Origin of the sequence: Victivallis lenta, assembly GCF_009695545.1 — a bacterium.
Lineage (GTDB): Bacteria > Verrucomicrobiota > Lentisphaeria > Victivallales > Victivallaceae > Victivallis > Victivallis lenta.
The window spans coordinates 25,062-42,848 of record NZ_VUNS01000009.1 but is presented as its reverse complement, the minus strand read 5'-3'; the positions used below and the strand labels follow the sequence as shown (position 1 = coordinate 42,848).

Below are 17,787 nucleotides of genomic sequence, written 5' to 3'. Positions count from 1 at the left end.
CCGGCCTGTGCCGCCCGCCGTGCCGGGCGGCGGTTGAGGGCATGGGGACTATCTGGCGTTCAATTCCCGGGCGAGGCGGCCGGGATAGGTTTCTGCGTCGGGAGCGGCGGTTCCGGCTCCTTTGACCGCGGCGCCGAAGGTGATGCTGTCGCCGATGCAGAGAATGCGCTTCGGCTTCCATTGTTCGGCTTTGATCCGCTTCGCGATGGCGTCGGCCAGGCGGAAATAGCCGTTCGGAGTCGGGTGTACGCCGTCCTCGTTGCCGGAGTTGGCCGGATTGCGGATGAGACTGGCCGCGTCGGTCGTGGCTTTCCCGAGGATTTCGGTGGTTTTCAGGAGGGGGATGCGCTGCGCTTCGGCCACGGCCGCGACGATTTGGTTGGCGCGGCGGACCTTGTCTTCGGCGGTTTCGCGGCGGAAGAAATCGGCTTTGTGCCGTTTCTGCATGAGCTCCTGGCAGGCGTTCGGGATTTCGCAGAGCAGGAGCTCGGCGCCGGAGGCTCTGGCGGCCTCGGCCATCGCGGTCAGGTTTTTCTCGAACTCTTCCGGCGGGACGAGGTTGTAGCTGTTCAGGTTGTCGTTGGTTCCGACCATCAGGATGATGAGGTCCGGCCTGTTTTTATCGAGCTCCTGCCGGAAAATTTCGCGCAGTTGCCGCGAGTTCCAGCCCGAATGCCCGGCATTGACGACTTCGACGCCGCGAACGAAAAATGCCGCGAAAAAAAGAATCGCGGCCGACAGAAGTTTTCGGAATTTCATAGACAGACTCCTCCGCGTTGGTTGCGTGGATACTATACCGCATGGGGCGGTTTTATGCAAATCGCCTCTCAGGGGCTCGAAAGCGGAAAGCTGATTTTGTTGACGAAGCCGTGCGGATGGTTGTCCGGTTTGTCGGCCAGCGTGACGATATCGTTTTCGACCGTGTAGAGATAATCGGTCCGAAAGGCATCCGGCGAAACGGCCGGACCGGACCGGGTCGGGCAGACGCAGGTGCCCGGCTCCGACAGATATCCGCCGTCATGGAGTGTTTTCAGGTCCGGAGGCAGGGAATGTTCGTCGGCAAGATATTGCTCCAGCATGAATTGCAGCTGCCTGAGGTTATTCCGGCACGCGATGCGTTTGGTGGGTTCCCGGATTCCGTTGGCCGGGAGAATACAGCCGAGAATGAAAAGGACTGCAAACATGACAGTGGCGCGGAACAGATACCTGCCGCGCGGTTTGTGAAAGACGGCCAGAATAAGATCAGCGAACATCCAGATCAGCAGCCCTGCGAAGGTGATGCTGTGGATGATGAGATACTTTGTTTCTTCTTCGGCGAGATCGCTGTCCACTGTGATGTTCAGCAGAATGAGCGGCAGGAATTTGAACATCCAGATTACCGGAGTCAGTTCCGCTTTATCCTGTCCGGCATGTTCTGAAACCGATGCCTCGAGACCGGACTGAATGATGGTGAGTCCCCCGAATACCAGCAATGCAGACACGGCACGCGGCCAGAAATACGGTGCGTATTGCGGTAGAAGGCTTTCGGGAAAGATCCGGTAGGAACCGATGAAACCGATCAGCCCCCAGAAGATGAGCCCCAGCCCCAGCAGAATGGTCCATTTTCCCCATTGTGGAAAATTGCCGATGGATTTGTCGAACCGCAACACCTGCCAGGTGCCCAGGCCGACACCGAGGCTGCCGAGTGCAATACCAAAAAATTGCGGCAGAAATAGCGTTACGGCTAAAAATAGCTGTGCAACGACGAGAAATCCGGCAACGAAAAAGATAGGCAGCTTTTGTCTCGTCATTTTCAAATCCTCCGCTCAGCGGCGAATCGGATTCGGGCGCAGGAACGGCGAGCTCGGCATCGTACTGCGGCTCGGCCGCTCCGAGCGTTCGATCGGCGACGGGCGGTTCTGCCGGGCGGAAGGCGTGCTTCGCGTCGAGCCGGAACGGTTCGCGCTTTCGCGTTCCGCCCCCGTACCGGGCGATGGCGATGCTGCGGAAGGGACCGGATTCGGGCGCGGCCGTATTTTCGGCGCGCTGCCGACGGACAGCGGCCCGATGACCTTCCCGCCGGAGTCGTGCACGAACTGCGGAGTCTCCCCTTTGCACGGGACTTCGGTGAAGGTCGAGGCTCCGTTTTTCTGGAAGATGACCGTATTGCCGGTTTCTATCAGCACTTCGGATTTTCCGCCGGGAGTCGTGACGATCGTCGCATCGCCGATTTTCACCGAACCGACGAGTGAACCCGGATTCAGCGGCTTTGCCTGTTCCGGCTGTTCCGCTGCGGGGGCCGGGGCTGTGGTTTTGACGGCCGATTCGCCGGCCCAGACCGAGATGCAGCCGAACAGCACAGCGGTTCGAAGGAGAACGGACAGCTTTTTCATGATCACGCCTCCCTTTCTGATTCAATATAGTTTGATAAACCGAATAGTCAAGACAGTATATTGAAATTTGCCGCACTTTCTTCGAGCAGCCGGAGAAAGAGGGAGGCGTGCCAGCCGTCCGCGGCGGCATGGTTGAGCCGCAGCGAAACCGGCAGGAGCGTCCGTCCGTCGGCGGACTCGTATCTGCCCCAGGTGATGACCGGGGCGAGACAGCCGGCATCCTGAAGCTCAAGCGAAAAAGCCGTTGTCGGGAACCACGGCAGGCAGGAGAGATGGACCAGATTCGGCGGAAATTCGCCGAGCAGGATGCCGCGTTCCCTGCTGCGGCGTTCGAGGTCGGCGGTCAGCGCGTCATAGAAATTGCGCGCGTCCGGGTCGTAGGGAGTGCAGAAGCACGAAAAGGTGTGGTCCTCTTCATGGAAAACCGGCAGCGAGGGAGAGACGTACTCCCAGTATCCCGGCCGCCCGTCCGCATCGACGGCGGTGCGGAATTCGGGGATTCGGTTCACGGTCTGCGTCACGAGCACGGCGAGCGCGGGATAGCTCCGCACCCCGGTTCGCCGGCAGGTGTCGAGAAAGCTCCGGATGTTGACTTTGGCGGTCAGGTTGAAGGAACAGCCCGACTTCCGGTAGTGCTCGAAATGGCTCCGGCGCGGCCAGTTTTCGGGATCGAACGGCAGGAATTCCGCTTTTTTCATAAAATCGTCCTCCTCTTTCCGGAAAGATACCACGGCGGAGAGGATTCGTCAAGTCCGGCATTTTCGATTTTCGGGGAAAGTGTTCTCCCGGACTTGACTTCGCGGGAGGCGGCTGGTATATTCCTGACATATGATACCATGAATGGAGGAATCTGCAATGATGGAAAATCAGTTTGACGGCCCGAACGGGGGAGGCAGCTTCAACAATCACGACTTCATGCCGGTCGACTCCTGGCGGATTTTGCGGATCATGTCCGAATTCGTCGAGTCGTTCGAGGATATGAGCCAGCTGCCGGAGCGGCTGGTTGCCGTGTTCGGTTCGGCGCGTACGGCGGAGGACAATCCGGATTTCAAGTCGGCATGCGCGCTCGGCAGGCTGCTGGTGGAAAATGGATACGGCGTCATCACCGGCGGCGGTCCCGGCATTATGGGCGGGGCGTCGAAGGGAGCCTTCGACGCGGGCGGCAAGTCGGTCGGGCTCAATATCGAGTTGCCGATGGAGCAGCATCCGAACCATTACCAGACCAATTCGCTTTCGTTCCGCTACTTCTTCGTGCGGAAGGTCTGCTTCCTGAAATATTCGACGGCGATCATCGTGTACCCGGGCGGCTTCGGCACGCTCGACGAGCTCTGCGAAGTTCTGACCATGATCCAGACCGGCAAGATCAACCGGATTCCGGTGATCCTGGTCGGCAAGGATTTCTGGAGCGGGCTGCTGCACTGGTTCAAGAACGTGCTGGTTAAGGAAAAGACGATCTCTCCCGCGGATATGGAGCTCTTCCACCTCGTCGATTCGGCGGAGGAGGCGGTCAGCTATCTCCTGATGTGTCACCGCTTCGGCTTCCGCACTACGGTCAGGCAGTGACGGTGCTGCCGTGCCTTGCTGTCTCCGGGGGCCGCGGATGCAGGTTCCGGAGAGCGGGCGCAGCGGGCCCGCCCGCCGCACCGTAACTTCCCGGAGGCACGGTTCTTCCGGGCTGCGGCCTTTCCGCGCGTTTCGCTGAAGCGGCGGAAGAGCGGCAGGGGGGGGGCGGATTCCGGCGGTTCTGCCGCTTTGCGTGCCGGCAATCGTACCGGCGCTCTGCTTCCGCATGAAAACGCCCCGGAACCCATGTCGGATTCCGGGGCGCGTCTGTCTGTTCCGGCGGTTTACTTTTCCGGGAAGAACAGGATCTTCTGCTGATCGAGCTCGACCCGGACCTTCTTCGCCTTTTCGAAGGTGCCGCGCAGCAGTTCTTCCGCCAGCGGGTCCTCGATGAAGCGTTCGACCGCACGCCGCAGCGGACGGGCGCCGAACTCCGGTTCGTACCCCTTCGCGATCAGGAAGTCCTTGACTTCGTTCGAGATCTCGAAGTCGAGCCTGCGGCCGAGCAGCCGCTCGCGCAGCTTGCCGAGCTCGATGTCGATGATTGCGAGCAGGTCCTCCTTGTTCAGCTTCCGGAAGACGATGATGTCGTCGACGCGGTTGATGAACTCCGGCTTGAAGAACTTCTTGGCGATGCCGAGAAGCTTTTCATCGGCATTGACCGACTCGATGGAGTCGCTGCCGAAGCCGAGCGGCCCGGAACCCTTCGCTAGCTGTTCCGCCCCGACATTGCTGGTCATGATGATGATCGTGTTGCGGAAATCGATGCGGCGGCCGAGCGTGTCGGTGATCCGCCCCTCCTCGAGAATCTGCAGCAGCATGTGCATGACGTCCGGGTGCGCTTTTTCGATCTCGTCGAACAGCACGACCGAATACGGGCGGCGGCGGACCTTTTCGGTCAGCTCTCCGCCTTCCCCGTGGCCGACGTAGCCCGGCGGCGAGCCGACGAGACGCGACACGTTGAACTTCTCCATGTATTCGGACATATCGACCTGGATCAGCGCGTCCTGGTCGCCGAACATGAACTCCGCCAGCGCCTTGGCCAGCAGCGTTTTGCCGACGCCGGTCGGTCCGAGGAAGATGAACGATCCGATCGGGCGCGCCGGATTCTTCAGGTCGGCGCGGCTGCGGCGCAGCGCGCGGGAGATGATCCCGACCGCGTTGTCCTGCCCGATGACGGTTTTCTTGAGTTCGGACTCCATCCGGAGCAGCTTCTTGCTCTCGCCTTCCTCCATCTGCTGAAGCGGGACGCCGGTCAGTTTCGCCACCACGGCGGCGATATCGCTTTTGCTGATGACCGTCTTCTTCTCGGCGCACTCCTGCCGCCACTTGTCCTGCAGATCCTGCAGATTGCGCTTGAGCTCGCGTTCACGGTCGCGCCACTTGGCGGCGGCTTCGAAGTTCTGCTCGACGATCGCGGCCTCCTTGTTCGCCTTGGCGGACTCGATCTCCTGCTCGGCGAGCGTGGTGTCGGGCGGCGGGCAGACGCTGCTGATCCGCGCCCGTGCGCCGGCCTCGTCCATGACGTCGATCGCCTTGTCCGGCAGGAAACGGCCCGTGATGTAGCGGTCGGAGAGCTTCACCGCCGCTTCGAGCGAACCTTTCGCATACTGCACGTGGTGGTGTTTCTCGTAGGTTTCCTTGAGCCCTTCGAGGATCTTGATCGAATCCTCGACGCTCGGCGGATTGACCAGCACCGGCTGGAACCGGCGTTCTAGCGCGGCATCCTTTTCGATGCCCTTGCGGTATTCGTCGAGCGTGGTTGCGCCGACGCACTGGAGCTCGCCGCGCGACAGCGCCGGCTTGATGATGTTCGCCGCGTCCATCGCGCCCTCGGCGCCGCCGGCCCCGACGATCGTGTGCAGCTCGTCGATGAACAGAATGACCTTGCCGGAGTTGCGGACCTCGTCGATGACCGCCTTGATCCGCTCTTCGAACTGGCCGCGGTATTTGGTTCCCGCCACCATGAGCGGCAGGTCGATCGCATAGACCATCTTGTCCGCGAGCAGGTCCGGCACCTTCTTGGCGACGATCGCCTCCGCCAGCCCTTCGAGGATGGCGGTTTTGCCGACGCCGGCCTCGCCGATCAGGACCGGGTTGTTCTTGGTCCGCCGGCAGAGCACCTGGATCACGCGTTCGATTTCGTCCGTGCGCCCGATCACCGGGTCGAGTTCGCCCTTCGCCGCGAGATCGGTCAGGTTGCGCCCGAAGGCGTTCAGGGCGTTCAGCCCCTCCTGGCTGCTCTGCTGCGTTCCGCCCTGGCCGCTCTGCTGCTGCGGCGGGAGGTTCGGCGGTTCGGACTGGTCGTCATTGTTTTCGGGCAGGTAGTCCGAGTCGAGCGTCTTGATGACCGCCTGCCGCACCTCGTCGAGATTCACGTTCAGATTCTGCAATATCCGCGCGGCGGCGCTTTCGCCTTCGCGCAGGATCGCGAGCAGCAGGTGCTCGGTGCCGACGAAGTTGTAGTTCATCGCCTGCGCCTCGGTTGCGGCCAGCATCAGAACGCGCTTGAGCCGCGGTGTCAGCGGCAGCGGCCCGTCCGTCTGGGTCGCCCCGCCGATTCCGCAGGACTTTTCGACCTCCAGCCGGAGCTGGGCGAGATTGAGCCCGAGCGATTTCAGCACGTTGACCGCGACTCCCTCGTTCAGGCAGAGAATGCCGAGCAGCAGGTGCTCGGTGCCGATATGATCGTGATTGAACCGCTCGGCCTCCTGCTTCGCAAGAAGCAGGATCTGCCGTGCGCGCGGTGTCAGATTCCCGAAATTGTTGTCTTCTGGTTTTGCCATTATGCTCCTCCTCTCAAGTTGCATCAGCAGTTCAGGTTTAAGTCAATATAACCGCTTTTTTTCACAAATCAACTTGAAAAGTTAATCATTTTACTTTATACTATCGAAAAGCGTGTTTCCGGGAGGAATTTTATGAAGGAAAAGGTGATTGTCGCGTTGTCGGGAGGCGTGGATTCGTCGGTCGCGGCGGCTCTGGCAGTGCAGGCGGGCTGCGAGGTGATCGGCGTCACGCTGCGGCTGAAGCATCCGGACCCGGCGTTTTCGAGCGCGCAGCTCTGCGCGTCCAGAAACGACGAGGCCGCGGTGGAGCAGGTCGTGCGCACGCTCGGGATCACGCACCGCTACATCGAGGGATTCGGGCGGTTCCGGGAGCGGGTCCTCGAGCCCTCGGCGCGCGAATATATGGCGGGCCGGACCCCGAATCCGTGCTGCGACTGCAATCTGCTGGTCAAGTTCGGCATCCTGGCCGACCTGGCGGAGGAGCTGGGCGCAGCGCGCGTGCTGACCGGACACTATGCGAAGCTCTCGCACGAAACGGCCGGGGCCGTGCTGCGGCGCGGCGACGATCCCCGGAAGGACCAGAGTTATTTCCTGTACCGGCTGACTCAGCGGGAGCTCGGGAAACTGTCGTTTCCGGTCGGCGCGATGGAGAAGAGCGAGGTTCGCAGGATCGCGGCCGGGCTCGGGCTCGTCACCTCGCAGAAGCCGGACAGCCAGGACGCCTGTTTTCAGGTCGGCGGCGAATGCTTCGGCGAGACGCTGCGGCGGCTCTGCGGCCTGGCCGCGAAACCGGGAAGATTTGTCTATCGCGGCCGGACGGTCGGCCGTCATGCGGGCGCGCACGCTTTTACGATCGGCCAGCGCAAGGGACTGAACGTTGCGCTCGGCGTGCCGGCCTATGTCGTATCGATCGACCCGGAGTCGGGGGATGTGCGGCTTGAAACCGATCCGGAGGCGCTGCTTTCGCGGAGCTTCACCGTCCGCCGCGCGGCGTGGCAGCTCGGAGTGCCGCCCGAGGGTGATGAGATGGAAGTGCAGATCCGTTACCGCAGCCGCGCGGTTCCGTGCCGGATCGAGCCCGGCGCGGACGGCGGGCTCCGGGTGGTTCCGGCCGATCCTCTGCGGGCGGTCACGCCGGGACAGGCGGCGGTCTTTTACCGCGGCGATGTTCTGCTCGGCGGGGGAGTGATCGACCATGCTGATTAAGCTCGTTCTGGTCGGCCGGCTGAAGGACCGCGCCATGCAGGCGCGCTGCGACGAGTTCGCCAAATGGCTTTCGCCGTATGCGAAACTCGAGGTCGTCGAGCTGCCCGATTCGACCGTTGCGAAGGAGGGGCTGGCCATTCTGAAGTCTCTCGGGCGGGAGCGGAACGCGGCGGTCGTCGTTCTGTCGGAGGAGGGGCGCGAATTCACGAGCGTGCAGTTCGCCGAAAAACTCGGCTCCTGCGACCGCAAGATTGTTTTCGTGATCGGCGGCCCTTACGGGCTTGCTCCGGAAGTCAAACAGCGCGCCGATTTGCTCTGGTCGCTTTCGAAGCTCACCTTCACGCACGAACTGGCCCGGCTGCTGCTTTTCGAGCAGTTGTTCCGGGCGACGAACATCCTGCACGGCGGCAGCTACCACAATCCGTAACGCGCGGGCCGTTCACTGTCCTGCAGCGGCGACCGTGATGGAGCCGGGCGCGGCTTTGTTCAGCCGGAAGGTGACCGTCTTCACCCCTGTGACGGCGATGTTACCCTGCTGATCGATTCGGTCGTACCGGTTGTCGGTGAGCACCTGACCCGGAAACGGCTTGGGGATTTGCTGCGTCGCGCGCGGAAGCGTAAAGAGCCGTTTGACCTGTCCGGCGGGCTGGCCGTCGCGGAGGGTCAGGGTGACCTCGCAGGTGAACGGAATTTCGTCCCACGACAACCGGAGCACGTCGATTTCCCCCTCTTTGGTCCATTCGGCCCGGAACAGATCAGGGGCGCTGGCATCAGTTTGCGTGATGAACTCCCGGAGCGGGACAGTCCGTTCCTGATCGATGTAATTCCGGTCCAGATAGGTCCAGCGGCTCTCGATCGTCGCCGGGAACTCTCCCCAGCCGCCCGGCGGCACGATTTCAAACATGCCGTCTTTATTCGAGAGCCAGAGGGCGTCGCTGCCCGGCACCGGCAGAAAGCCGGTGCCACCGCAGCCGTGGAAGATGAGCGATTGCGCCGGGTCTGCCAGATTCATCAGAGAGAGCGCTCCATGCACGGTGAGGATCAGGTACCGGCCGCGGATGCCGTGATAAACATTGGATTCGGGGTAGACGCTGTTCCGCGGGGCGAAAGGCAGATGCGGCAGCTCCTGCCCGGCCTCCCGGGAGCCCTGGATGCGGACCGGCTGCCTGTTGTTTCCGGGATACCAGATCAGATGGCGCATTTCGCGCCGGTGCCGACTGCCGTTCCAGGCGAAACTGCCGTATTCCGTCGCCAGGAATTGCTGTTCCCCGCTGCTGGGAAACGGATAATATCTCTGTATCGCTTTGCCGCTTTCCGGATTCCATTCATAAAGGGTATGCCCGTCCGCCAGCAGGTAGAGAGTCGCGGAGTCAGGTGAGCTGTGGATTCGGTGGACATTTCCGTCGCGGGGCGGAATCGGCTCGAAATCGATTTTTACCGTTTCCCGGCCGCTGCCGTCGGAACGGCCGTCGATCACCTTGCCGTCCTGAAGATAATAGATATGGCCGGGACGGACGCCGAACGAAAGTTTTCCCGGCAACTGGACCATTCGGCCGTCGCTGAACCGGAAGCCGACGGGAGGCCGGGAGTGCAGCCACAGGTATTCTCCGTTCGACTCCGCTGCCAGCGGAGTTGTCCAGTCGAAATACGGGAGTTTGTCGATATGATTCAGTATGCTCCAGGTTCCGTGATCCGGATTGAACCGGGCGAAGTCGAAGCCTTTGGTATTTTCGAGCAGCGCATGGAAATTTCCGGCCTGAAAGCCGCCGGCAAGGGGCCGGTGACGTGGCTGTCCGTCCTCGATCTGGATCGGGAAACGCATGGCCCGGCGGCCGTCGAGCACCTTCTTCGGGGCGTAGCGGATCACGCGCCGGACCTGAAAGGCCGGATTAAGGATACGCAGCTGTTCCCCGCTCAGGCCATCGGCCTGGAAAAAAGGCGGCGGCTGCGGTTTGTCGCGAAGGAGATATGCTGTCGCATCGAAGCGGTTCTCCGGAAAACGCTCCGGCAGCCGCGGCGGAACCGGCATCGGCGCAATTTTTTTCTGCGGCCGTTTTCCCGGAGGCAGAAAACGGGTGGAAGAGGCTCCGGGGCCGTAAAAAACGAGGGAATCGACTTCCGCCTCCAGATAACGCTTATTGGGTTCCTCCGTCATTTTCCAGAGGCTGAAGGCGAGACCGAAATCCTGAAATATATATTTCCTGCCGCATTCCGGGCAGGCTTTCCGGGGATGAATTTCAATCGGAATGTCAAATGTCTGCCATTCGCCGATTTCTCCGGTCCTTTGAATCCAAGTGCCGATCCGGGGCTGTCCGTCCTGAGGTCCCTGAGGAGCCGAATGCCGTTTTTGCCCCGGCTGCTGCTCGGCTTTCAGATGCCAGGTGCCGCCGATCTGCAGACATTCCTCGCCGCCGAGAAAACGGACTCGCCCCTTCAAGCGGTAGGAACCGGGGACCGGCGGAAACAGCGCGATGTCGTAGATGGCGCTGCTGTAACGGTTTTCGGCCCGCAGAAAGACAACGCTGCCGCGGCCCGGCTCCCTTTCGGGGAAGACTCCGTACCAGAAACCGCTTGGCAGTGTATCGTTGCCGACCCGGTCTTCGATGGATGAATTGGCGAAAAGGCTCCATTTCTCCGCCGGCAGCGGAAGCTCATCCGCCGGAAGCGTGAATGTGAGGAGGGCAAAGAGGGTAAACAGGAGGTTCCGCATGAGAGTGTCCTTATTCGTCTTTCGGGGTTGCCTTGTAAATTCTTGTGTCGGTGAACAGCAGCACGGAACGGTTGTCCGGATGCGGATAAATTGCGAAAATGCCCGGAAGGAGCCAGCCGGGAGAACTCTCCGGGCGGTTGAGGCGGACCACGCTGCCGGGGCCGGAATCGTTCCCGGCGCACCAGAGCCGCTCTCCCGACAGGGCCGACGGGCCGCGCAGCGTCGTGCCGGGCGGCAGCGTCACCTCTGTTTTGAGGGAAGCGGCGGACGGGAGGGCGGAGAGATCGCGCACGGCGGCTTTTTCCAGCTCCTTCTGAAGTTTTTCCGGCATGGCGAGATGCCGGAAGCTCCGGTTTTGCATATCCCGGGCCGCCCGGTATCCGGTCGGCGTCATATATTCGTTGTTTTCGCCGAACAGAATGAAGTTCCCGGCCCGCCGGCTGACGATGCCGTACGGCAGGAAGCCGCCGACGATTTCCAGCTGTTTCCCGCCGGGTTCATAAAGCATGACCGCAGACTCCGTCTGAATCAGGATCTTTCCATCCTCGGCCGGAAACAGATTCCTGGGCGTGAATGACCGGCTGCCGTGCCTGAAAGCCGTAAAGGCCGGTTCGTCCTCGCGCAGCCGTGAGAGGTGGATGATCCGGTTGCTGCCGTCGGGAGTCGAGCTGATCAGCATGGCGGGACCGACCGCCCAGACCCGGCCGTCCCGGACGAAGGCGGCAAACACCTCTTCCGGCCAGTCGCGGATGATGCGCGTCTTCGAGCCGTCAAGCGGGATCAGGTGGATCGTATTTGCATTGCCGAACGAAAGAAAACCGTTTTCGGCGTGCAGGCGAGCCAGAAGGCGTTTGCTGTTGTCGAGATTGCCGAATGGCTGTCCTGTGAGATATGCAATTCTCCGCATTGTTCCCGTTTCCGGGTTGAGCGTGTGGAACGTGATCGTGCTTCCCTGCCACATGGCCGTATAGATGGTTCCGTCTGACGACTGGACGAAAGCGCAGAACGGGAAGTGGCTGCCGGAGAGTTCCCGAAATGTGAAGTCAGGATTGAGCTTTTCGCAGAAATCGGTTGTCGCGAGTTCCGGCAGGTTCCTGTTTCCGGCCGGAAAGCCGGGCGGCACCGCGCCGAACCGTTTCCCGGCCGCTGTGCGAAGCGTTTCAGCAGAATGCAGGAGCTGATTCCGGGGAGAGAGCGGAGCGGCTCTTTCCCGCAGGAAGGCCGACCGCACTTCGGAGCGGATTTTCCGGCAGCGCTGCCGGCGTTCTTCCGTCAGGTGCGGGACGCTCATAACGCTGTTGAACTGGGTTTCCGCGTAGAAGTCCGTCTTCCCCGCGCCGTGTTCGCATACCCGGCGGAACGCGGCGGCAAAACCGGCGTCATCCATCAGATTCCGCCGCAAATCCGCGTAGTCGGCGAGCTCGTCCGCCACGTTCCGGATTCCGTTGCCCGGAATCCGGCGGCAGGCCGCCGCCAGTCGTTCCGCGTGGTTTGCCGCAACGGAATCCGGCAGGACGGCAAACCATTCGTCGGGAAGGAGCCAGCCGAAAGGATCAATTTCATCCTCCGGGCCGCAGTATTGTTCCGCCAGTACCGGCAATTCGGCGAACCAGGACTCCCCTCCCGTTGCAAATTCAGCATCATTGAACCACAACCACGGTTTCAGGAGATCGCAGTAGCGCGAGAGGCATGAACTGAAATCGAAAGAGGTCGGGGATTTTTTCTCATCATACCATTTGCGGTAGTTTCTGACGCATTTTTCCCGATAGGAACGATAGAGCGAGGCCAGTTCCGCGACCCGGTTGTGTGCGGGATCACTCAGCTCTTCCCGGCGCAGGTAGAGGAGGGTGAACAGGGAGGAGACGGCTTCACGGCCGGAACTCTCAAGCTCGCTTTCATCTTGCGGATACTCTTTCTCTAATGCCGAAGAGACCAATTCCAGGCGTTCAAGCAGTACGCTGACCGGAGGAGCGCTGTTCTCCGCGGCGGCGGCAGAAAGGGCGTATGTGAGTTCTTTCCAGTGCCGGGCGGTCGGTTCGAGCAGCCAGGCGGCCTGATAGAGCGGCAGATATTCGGAAGAGGGAGCGCGCCGTGAGTATTGCTGCCAGTCGGCTTCCCGGAGAAAGCGTTCGGCTTCCCGGGCGCGATCCTCCGGTGATTCCGGAGGCGGGGGAGCGGTGTGCAGGAAACGGGCCAGTTTTCCGGCCAGCAGCTCCGGAGTGGAGGCGGCGTTGCCCGGCGCCGTGTTTTCCAGCAGTTTCGTACCGTCCGCATCGCTCAGCGTCAGGGTGATGCCGTAATCGGAGGTCTGCGCGCCGGGATCGAGCGAAATCGTCACGATGCGGGCCGAGGCGGCCAGGCGGCCGAATTTGCCGGTCAGTCTGTTTTCCGCCGCCAGCGTGGCCAGGTATTCGCGCTCGGTCAGCAGAACCGGGGCGATGCGGGCGATCTGACGGCGGACCTCTTCCGCCCGGAACCGGGCCTCCGCCCGGATTCGATCCGGGATGCCGCGGTCGCGGATTCCGGCGAACGAAAGCAGCAGCGTTTTTTCGGGATGCTCGAGCAGTTCCGACGTGCGCCGGAGTTCGGCGAGCACCTGTTGCGGCGTCGCTTCATCGGGCGGAAGCAGCCGGTCGGCCAGCCGCAGTCCGCTGCCGGATTCGAAGATCGTGAGCCGGACCGCTTCGCCGTTTTTCCCCTCGAGGCGGGCGAAGAGCTCCGCCCGCAGCAGCGGAAGAAGCGCGGCGACCGTTCGTCCGTCGAGCTCGGCGGCCGTGAGTTTGCGTTCCCGCAGGAGCGTGTGAAGATTTTCGCGGTCGACAAATTCAAAGTCGCCCGCTTCCGCCAGCGTCAGGTCGGCGAGCGAAGAACCGCCGTCCCCTTCTCCGAGGAGCGCGAAGCGCGGCGCTCCCGGCAGAACGACGGCAGCGGACAGGATGAGCAGAAGAATCAATCCGAATTTTTTCATCATGTCCGTTAAGACGAATCCCCCGGCAGTTTTCTTAGCGGCTGCCGGGGGATTTTCAATGAAATTTGCTTTTTCAGCGTTCGGCCGTGATGCCGATGACGATCGGCACGGCGTCGGCTCCGGCCGATACGGCCCGGATCGAGCGGACCGGCTTCTCCGGGTGCGGATTTTTCCAGCCGGTCACGTAGGCGCCGATCCGGACGCCGTTCGGCTTGGCCGTTTCGGCGACGATGCTGCCGTTCGCGACCGGCGTGTTGCCGACCCAGTCGGCGCACTCCTTTCCGCCTTCGATCGGGATGTCCGCCGTACTGCCGTCCTCATAGGCGACGCGGTATTCGAACTGCTTCCCGGCCTGGCCGCCCCAGGCGGCGGCGTGTAGAAAATAGAGCTTCTTCACCTTGCCGCCGACCGGGATGTCCGTCGATTCAAGCGGAAAATATTTGATTGCCCCGGCCAGCACGATACAGCTTTTTCCGTCGTTCCGGCCCGGATCGATCACTTCGAACGGCACGCCGGCGAAGTTCCGTCTGCCGGTCGGGAATTCGCGGAAGTCCATCGCTCCCTGGTCGGTCCAGCCGCCTTTGCGGTCACCGGCGGTCTCGTCGCGAAAACCCATGTTCGCGGCTTTCGAGAGATCGAGCGCGAAGCAGTTCTCCGGTTCGGCCGGATACGGCTTGCGCGCGGCGCGGAACGCGGCCGCCTCCGCCGCTTCGACCGCGGCCAGCTCCCGGTCGAGCTTTTCATTCTCGGCATCGAGTTTCTTCTTCGCCTCCTCCGCCAGGCGGCGGACGGCGTCAAAGGTCAGGGCGGGAGCGTCGGCTCCTTCCGGCCGCGCCGTCGAGACGGCGATCAGCACACGCTCCTGCGACGGCAGCGCGACCGGGAAACCGGCCCGCAGTTCGGCGGCGTTCCACTCCTCCCGGCCGGACGGGGCGAGCAGCGGCGCCATGCGGACCATGTCGGTCACGTAAAACTGTTCTCCCGGCAGGGAGGCCGGATGGAAATCGACGGTTCCGGCCGTGCGCGCATCCCAGTTGCAGAGGAAGTAAAGATCGGTTCCGCCGCGGCGGATGACCCGCGCCTCAACTTCGGCGAGCAGCTTTGTGTCGGAACCCGTTACCCGGAACGGAGCCCGGTAGCCCGATGCGTCGAGCGCTTTGTTCAGCTCTTTCGCCTGCTCCTGCGGCGGGAGCCCGGCCGGGATCATATGGATGTTCGGGCCGGAGAGCTTCGAATCGGCCAGTTCCCGGCCGTACGGATCGAATTTCAGCGAGCCTTCACCGGCCAGCACGATGCCGCCGTTCTTCGCAAACTCGCGCAGCTTCGCGGGTGTCTCCGCGAACGTGTGCGACGGGTAGGGGACCGCGATGACCTTGAAGGAGCCGGGGCCGCGCTCGATGAGTTCCTGTTCGGTGATGACCGCGACCGGCAGCTGGCGGCGCAGGAAGGCGTCGTACCAGTTGAAGCAGTTCTGCTGGTAGGGGAACTTCTGGTTTCCGCTCACGGCATGCGGCTGCCGCCAGACCGACGGCAGCGAGTAGAGGATGCCGATTTCCTGCGTGACGCGCGGATACGGCAGCGCCGTTTCGGCCAGCCGCCCGATTTCGTTTGAAAAATCCTGAAAACCTTTCAGCGATTCGAACGGGTAGGCGTACGGATTCAGCAGTGCGGGCGGGACGCTCTTCGTCGTCTTCCGGGCGTCTTCAAGCGTCTTCCAGCCGTTGTTCTTATATCCCTGCCACCAGCAGTAGACCTGCGAGCCGGAATAGTTGTGGAACACCTCGAACCAGAACAGCGTCGGAAAGTCGCTGCGGCGGGCCGGCACCACGCCGAGCTTGCCGTGCGTGCGCTTGACGTAGGACTCCTGGTTCAGGATCGGTTTTTCCCCCGCGAAGCTGCGCGCGAGGTCGCAGTAGAACATGACCTTGATCTTCGAGTTGTTCATCACGTCGTCGAGGTAGCTTTTGCCGCTCTCGGCGAAGAGCCCGAACGGCATGCCGCCTTCGGTTCCGAACAAATCGGCCGCCTTCATGAGTTTGTGATAATCGATGCCGTTCTGCTCGTACCAGAGCGAGGCGACCGCGATTTCGATGTCGAAATAGACGTTCTTCCGGCGCGGGTCGACGCTTTGGATCGCGGCCTTTCCGTCGTTGAAGATTTCGACGAAACGGTCGCCGAGAAACATCATCCAGTCCGCCTTCATCGCTTTGCCGTTCCACGGCGAAAGGGCGGCGACGGCTTCGAACGAGTCGGGCGTTTCGCCGCCCCAGACGGCCCGGAGTCCGGCGAGCGTGCCGTACTTCTTCTTCAGCCATGCGCCGAAGCGCTTTTTATTTTCGGGGTGTTTCGAGTGATACCACTGCACCTCGTTGAAGAGTTCGTAGACCCACGGATTGGATTTCCCTCCGTCGAGCCAGTATTCGGCGCCCCCCCGGAAATAGGTGTTGTAAACGGCGCGTCCGATCGGCAGTTCCGGCACGTACGGCATAAAGCCGCCGTCATGGTAGAGCTCGGCCGGGTATCCGGCTTTTTTGATCCGCTCGCGCTGGTTCGCCATCGTGAAGAGGTGCAGCGCCGAGTAATCGACGATGAGCGGGATTCCGGCGATGCGGGAGCGGTGGCGGGCGCGTTCGCTCCAGTGCTGCGGATAGCCGAGTCCGAAGAGTTCGTCGGCCTGTTCCGGCGTGAGCGCGAGCTCGGCCAGGTACGGGTCGGCCGCCTGCCGCGCCGAGGTCGGCACGTGCAGCGAATTGAAGCCCATCTTTCCGGCGGTTTCGCGGCTCATGAGGTCCGTGAACACGTCGTTCGGGGCGAACGGCGGCTCGGCGTTGAATTTGCCGAACTCCCAGAAATTCTGCGAGTCGTTGACGCCGAGCATGAAAACCGGTTTTCCGCCGACGTAGAACGTGCCGTTTTTGATTTCGGGACGGGTGAAACGGTCGACGATCTCCGGCTTCGGCGCCGGCGGGGCGGCGAGCTGCGTGACTGCAAGGTCCCGGATCTGAAGATTCGTGTTCCATTCTCCGCCGAACGCGATCGAACCGGAGAGCGGGGCCGGGGCCTTGTACGAGCCGATTTCAACGTTGTTCAGCTTGCAGTTGACCGTGTCGCCGAGGATGTCGACCTCGAGTTTCAGGGGGCCTTTGGCATCGACTTTCCCGGTGTAATCGAATTCGGCCGCGGTCTCGCCTCCGGCCGTGACGAACTTCAGCGTGCCGGGGGAGGGCGGCGAAAAGACGAGCTTTACGAATTCCGGGTAGCGCCAGCCGACATAGAGGTCGAAGCGCGAGCCGGTCGGGCGGATGAGCTCGAAGCCGACCCGGTAATTTTTCCAGTTTTTTCCGTCGAGATAGAGAACCGGATTATCCCTGCCGGAACGGATCGAAAGCGTATGGTCCGCAACGGAGAAGGCTCCGCCGCTGCCGCGCCAGTGCGGGCCGGGGCGGTCGCCCGGAAAATCGTCCCGGAACAGCTCCCCCGCGCCGAGGCAGAGCGAGAGGAGACAGAAACAGAATATCCACAGCCGCATGGCGTTGCCCCCCGTCACTTATTCTTCCCACAGCCGCTCGGTCACGATTTCGCCGGACGAGAGGCTTGCTGTGTGGCAGTCGAAAAACAGCGCGTTTGCGCGCGACGAGTGGCGCGTGACGAGCCCGTCGGTGCCGTTCGGGGTTTTCCAGCGATCGGTCCACCAGTTCGAGCCGTCGGCGATCGCGATGAGGCGCGACGGATTCCGCAGCCGCAGCACCGGCAGGGATTTTCCGTCGCCGCTCATGCCGGTTTTCGGAGACATATTGTAGCAGTAAGTGTTGACCTTGGTCAGATCCTGTTCGCTCGGGCAGCGGAACAGCGAACCGCTCTCATTGACGTTTTTGCCGAGCTGTCCGTATTTGCGGACCAGGTCGTACCATTTGCGCCCGCCCCAGGCCTCGTGGGTCGGCGCCCAGTTGTTGTTGTTGTCCTGCGCATAGAGCAGCATGGACGTCCCGATCTGCTTGAGGTTGTTCATGCAGGTCGTCGAACGCGCCTTTTCGCGCGCCTGGTTCAACGCGGGCAGCAGCATGGCCGCCAGTATCGCTATGATCGCAATTACAACGAGGAGTTCGATCAATGTAAACGATTTTTTCTTCATCTGCATTATCCTTTTCAGTTCGGGGTGAATCTGCCTATAATTATACCAGA

General features: G+C 61.9%; 12 protein-coding genes. 3 read left to right on the top strand and 9 right to left on the bottom strand.

Annotated features, from left to right (window positions below; translation table 11 throughout):
- Positions 1-48: 48 nt before the first annotated feature.
- From FYJ85_RS09845 to FYJ85_RS09830, 4 genes are all read right to left on the bottom strand, one after another.
- Positions 49-759, bottom strand: a complete 711-nt coding sequence (locus FYJ85_RS09845; RefSeq protein ID WP_154418211.1) for an SGNH/GDSL hydrolase family protein — start codon at positions 757-759, stop codon at positions 49-51.
- Between the two features lie 68 nt (positions 760-827).
- Complete coding sequence (locus tag FYJ85_RS09840) at positions 828-1,790, bottom strand: hypothetical protein (protein WP_154418209.1); 963 nt, start codon at positions 1,788-1,790, stop codon at positions 828-830.
- A gap of 15 nt (positions 1,791-1,805) precedes the next feature.
- Positions 1,806-2,372 carry a hypothetical protein gene (locus FYJ85_RS09835; protein ID WP_106055242.1) on the bottom strand — a complete coding sequence of 189 codons (567 nt, stop codon included), beginning with the start codon at positions 2,370-2,372 and terminating at the stop codon, positions 1,806-1,808.
- A gap of 47 nt (positions 2,373-2,419) precedes the next feature.
- Complete coding sequence (locus FYJ85_RS09830) at positions 2,420-3,070, bottom strand: CatA-like O-acetyltransferase (RefSeq protein WP_154418207.1); 651 nt, start codon at positions 3,068-3,070, stop codon at positions 2,420-2,422.
- Positions 3,071-3,227: 157 nt separating this feature from the next.
- Here FYJ85_RS09830 and FYJ85_RS09825 point away from each other — a divergent pair, with 157 nt between their 5' ends.
- Complete coding sequence (locus tag FYJ85_RS09825) at positions 3,228-3,935, top strand: LOG family protein (RefSeq protein ID WP_177995840.1); 708 nt, start codon at positions 3,228-3,230, stop codon at positions 3,933-3,935.
- 284 nt (positions 3,936-4,219) lie between these two features.
- On the opposite strand, the gene FYJ85_RS09820 is transcribed toward FYJ85_RS09825, so the two are convergent.
- A complete protein-coding gene (locus tag FYJ85_RS09820; RefSeq protein ID WP_106055246.1) occupies positions 4,220-6,721 on the bottom strand; it encodes an ATP-dependent Clp protease ATP-binding subunit in 2,502 nt (833 codons plus the stop codon).
- 84 nt (positions 6,722-6,805) lie between these two features.
- Between FYJ85_RS09820 and mnmA the strand changes: the two genes are divergently transcribed.
- Both mnmA and FYJ85_RS09810 read left to right on the top strand, forming a co-directional pair.
- Positions 6,806-7,927: a tRNA 2-thiouridine(34) synthase MnmA gene (mnmA, locus tag FYJ85_RS09815; RefSeq protein WP_338116704.1), complete on the top strand. Its 1,122-nt coding sequence runs from the start codon at positions 6,806-6,808 to the stop codon at positions 7,925-7,927.
- Positions 7,917-8,354 carry a 23S rRNA (pseudouridine(1915)-N(3))-methyltransferase RlmH gene (locus FYJ85_RS09810; RefSeq protein ID WP_154418201.1) on the top strand — a complete coding sequence of 146 codons (438 nt, stop codon included), beginning with the start codon at positions 7,917-7,919 and terminating at the stop codon, positions 8,352-8,354. Before mnmA ends, FYJ85_RS09810 begins: the two co-directional genes overlap by 11 nt.
- 12 nt (positions 8,355-8,366) lie before the next feature.
- On the opposite strand, the gene FYJ85_RS09805 is transcribed toward FYJ85_RS09810, so the two are convergent.
- From FYJ85_RS09805 to FYJ85_RS09790, 4 genes are all read right to left on the bottom strand, one after another.
- A complete protein-coding gene (locus FYJ85_RS09805; RefSeq protein ID WP_154418199.1) occupies positions 8,367-10,637 on the bottom strand; it encodes a hypothetical protein in 2,271 nt (756 codons plus the stop codon).
- 10 nt (positions 10,638-10,647) lie between these two features.
- Positions 10,648-13,608, bottom strand: coding sequence for a hypothetical protein (locus FYJ85_RS09800; protein ID WP_154418197.1), 2,961 nt, complete (start codon positions 13,606-13,608; stop codon positions 10,648-10,650).
- A 70-nt stretch (positions 13,609-13,678) separates the two neighbouring features.
- The gene (locus tag FYJ85_RS09795; RefSeq protein ID WP_154418195.1) at positions 13,679-17,134 is read right to left on the bottom strand and encodes a beta-galactosidase trimerization domain-containing protein; all 3,456 of its coding nucleotides are present in this window, start codon (positions 17,132-17,134) and stop codon (positions 13,679-13,681) included.
- 18 nt (positions 17,135-17,152) lie between these two features.
- Complete coding sequence (locus FYJ85_RS09790) at positions 17,153-17,737, bottom strand: type II secretion system protein (RefSeq protein ID WP_158704317.1); 585 nt, start codon at positions 17,735-17,737, stop codon at positions 17,153-17,155.
- Positions 17,738-17,787 lie beyond the last annotated feature (50 nt).

Coding starts and splice junctions, on each gene's coding strand:
- FYJ85_RS09830 (WP_154418207.1), bottom strand. CDS start 3,070: ATGAAAAAAGCGGAATTCCTGCCGTTCGATCCCGAAAACTGGCCGCGC.
- FYJ85_RS09795 (WP_154418195.1), bottom strand. CDS start 17,134: ATGCGGCTGTGGATATTCTGTTTCTGTCTCCTCTCGCTCTGCCTCGGC.
- FYJ85_RS09810 (WP_154418201.1), top strand. CDS start 7,917: ATGCTGATTAAGCTCGTTCTGGTCGGCCGGCTGAAGGACCGCGCCATG.
- FYJ85_RS09840 (WP_154418209.1), bottom strand. CDS start 1,790: ATGACGAGACAAAAGCTGCCTATCTTTTTCGTTGCCGGATTTCTCGTC.
- FYJ85_RS09790 (WP_158704317.1), bottom strand. CDS start 17,737: ATGAAGAAAAAATCGTTTACATTGATCGAACTCCTCGTTGTAATTGCG.
- FYJ85_RS09800 (WP_154418197.1), bottom strand. CDS start 13,608: ATGATGAAAAAATTCGGATTGATTCTTCTGCTCATCCTGTCCGCTGCC.
- FYJ85_RS09805 (WP_154418199.1), bottom strand. CDS start 10,637: ATGCGGAACCTCCTGTTTACCCTCTTTGCCCTCCTCACATTCACGCTT.
- FYJ85_RS09845 (WP_154418211.1), bottom strand. CDS start 759: ATGAAATTCCGAAAACTTCTGTCGGCCGCGATTCTTTTTTTCGCGGCA.
- FYJ85_RS09825 (WP_177995840.1), top strand. CDS start 3,228: ATGATGGAAAATCAGTTTGACGGCCCGAACGGGGGAGGCAGCTTCAAC.
- FYJ85_RS09835 (WP_106055242.1), bottom strand. CDS start 2,372: ATGAAAAAGCTGTCCGTTCTCCTTCGAACCGCTGTGCTGTTCGGCTGC.
- FYJ85_RS09820 (WP_106055246.1), bottom strand. CDS start 6,721: ATGGCAAAACCAGAAGACAACAATTTCGGGAATCTGACACCGCGCGCA.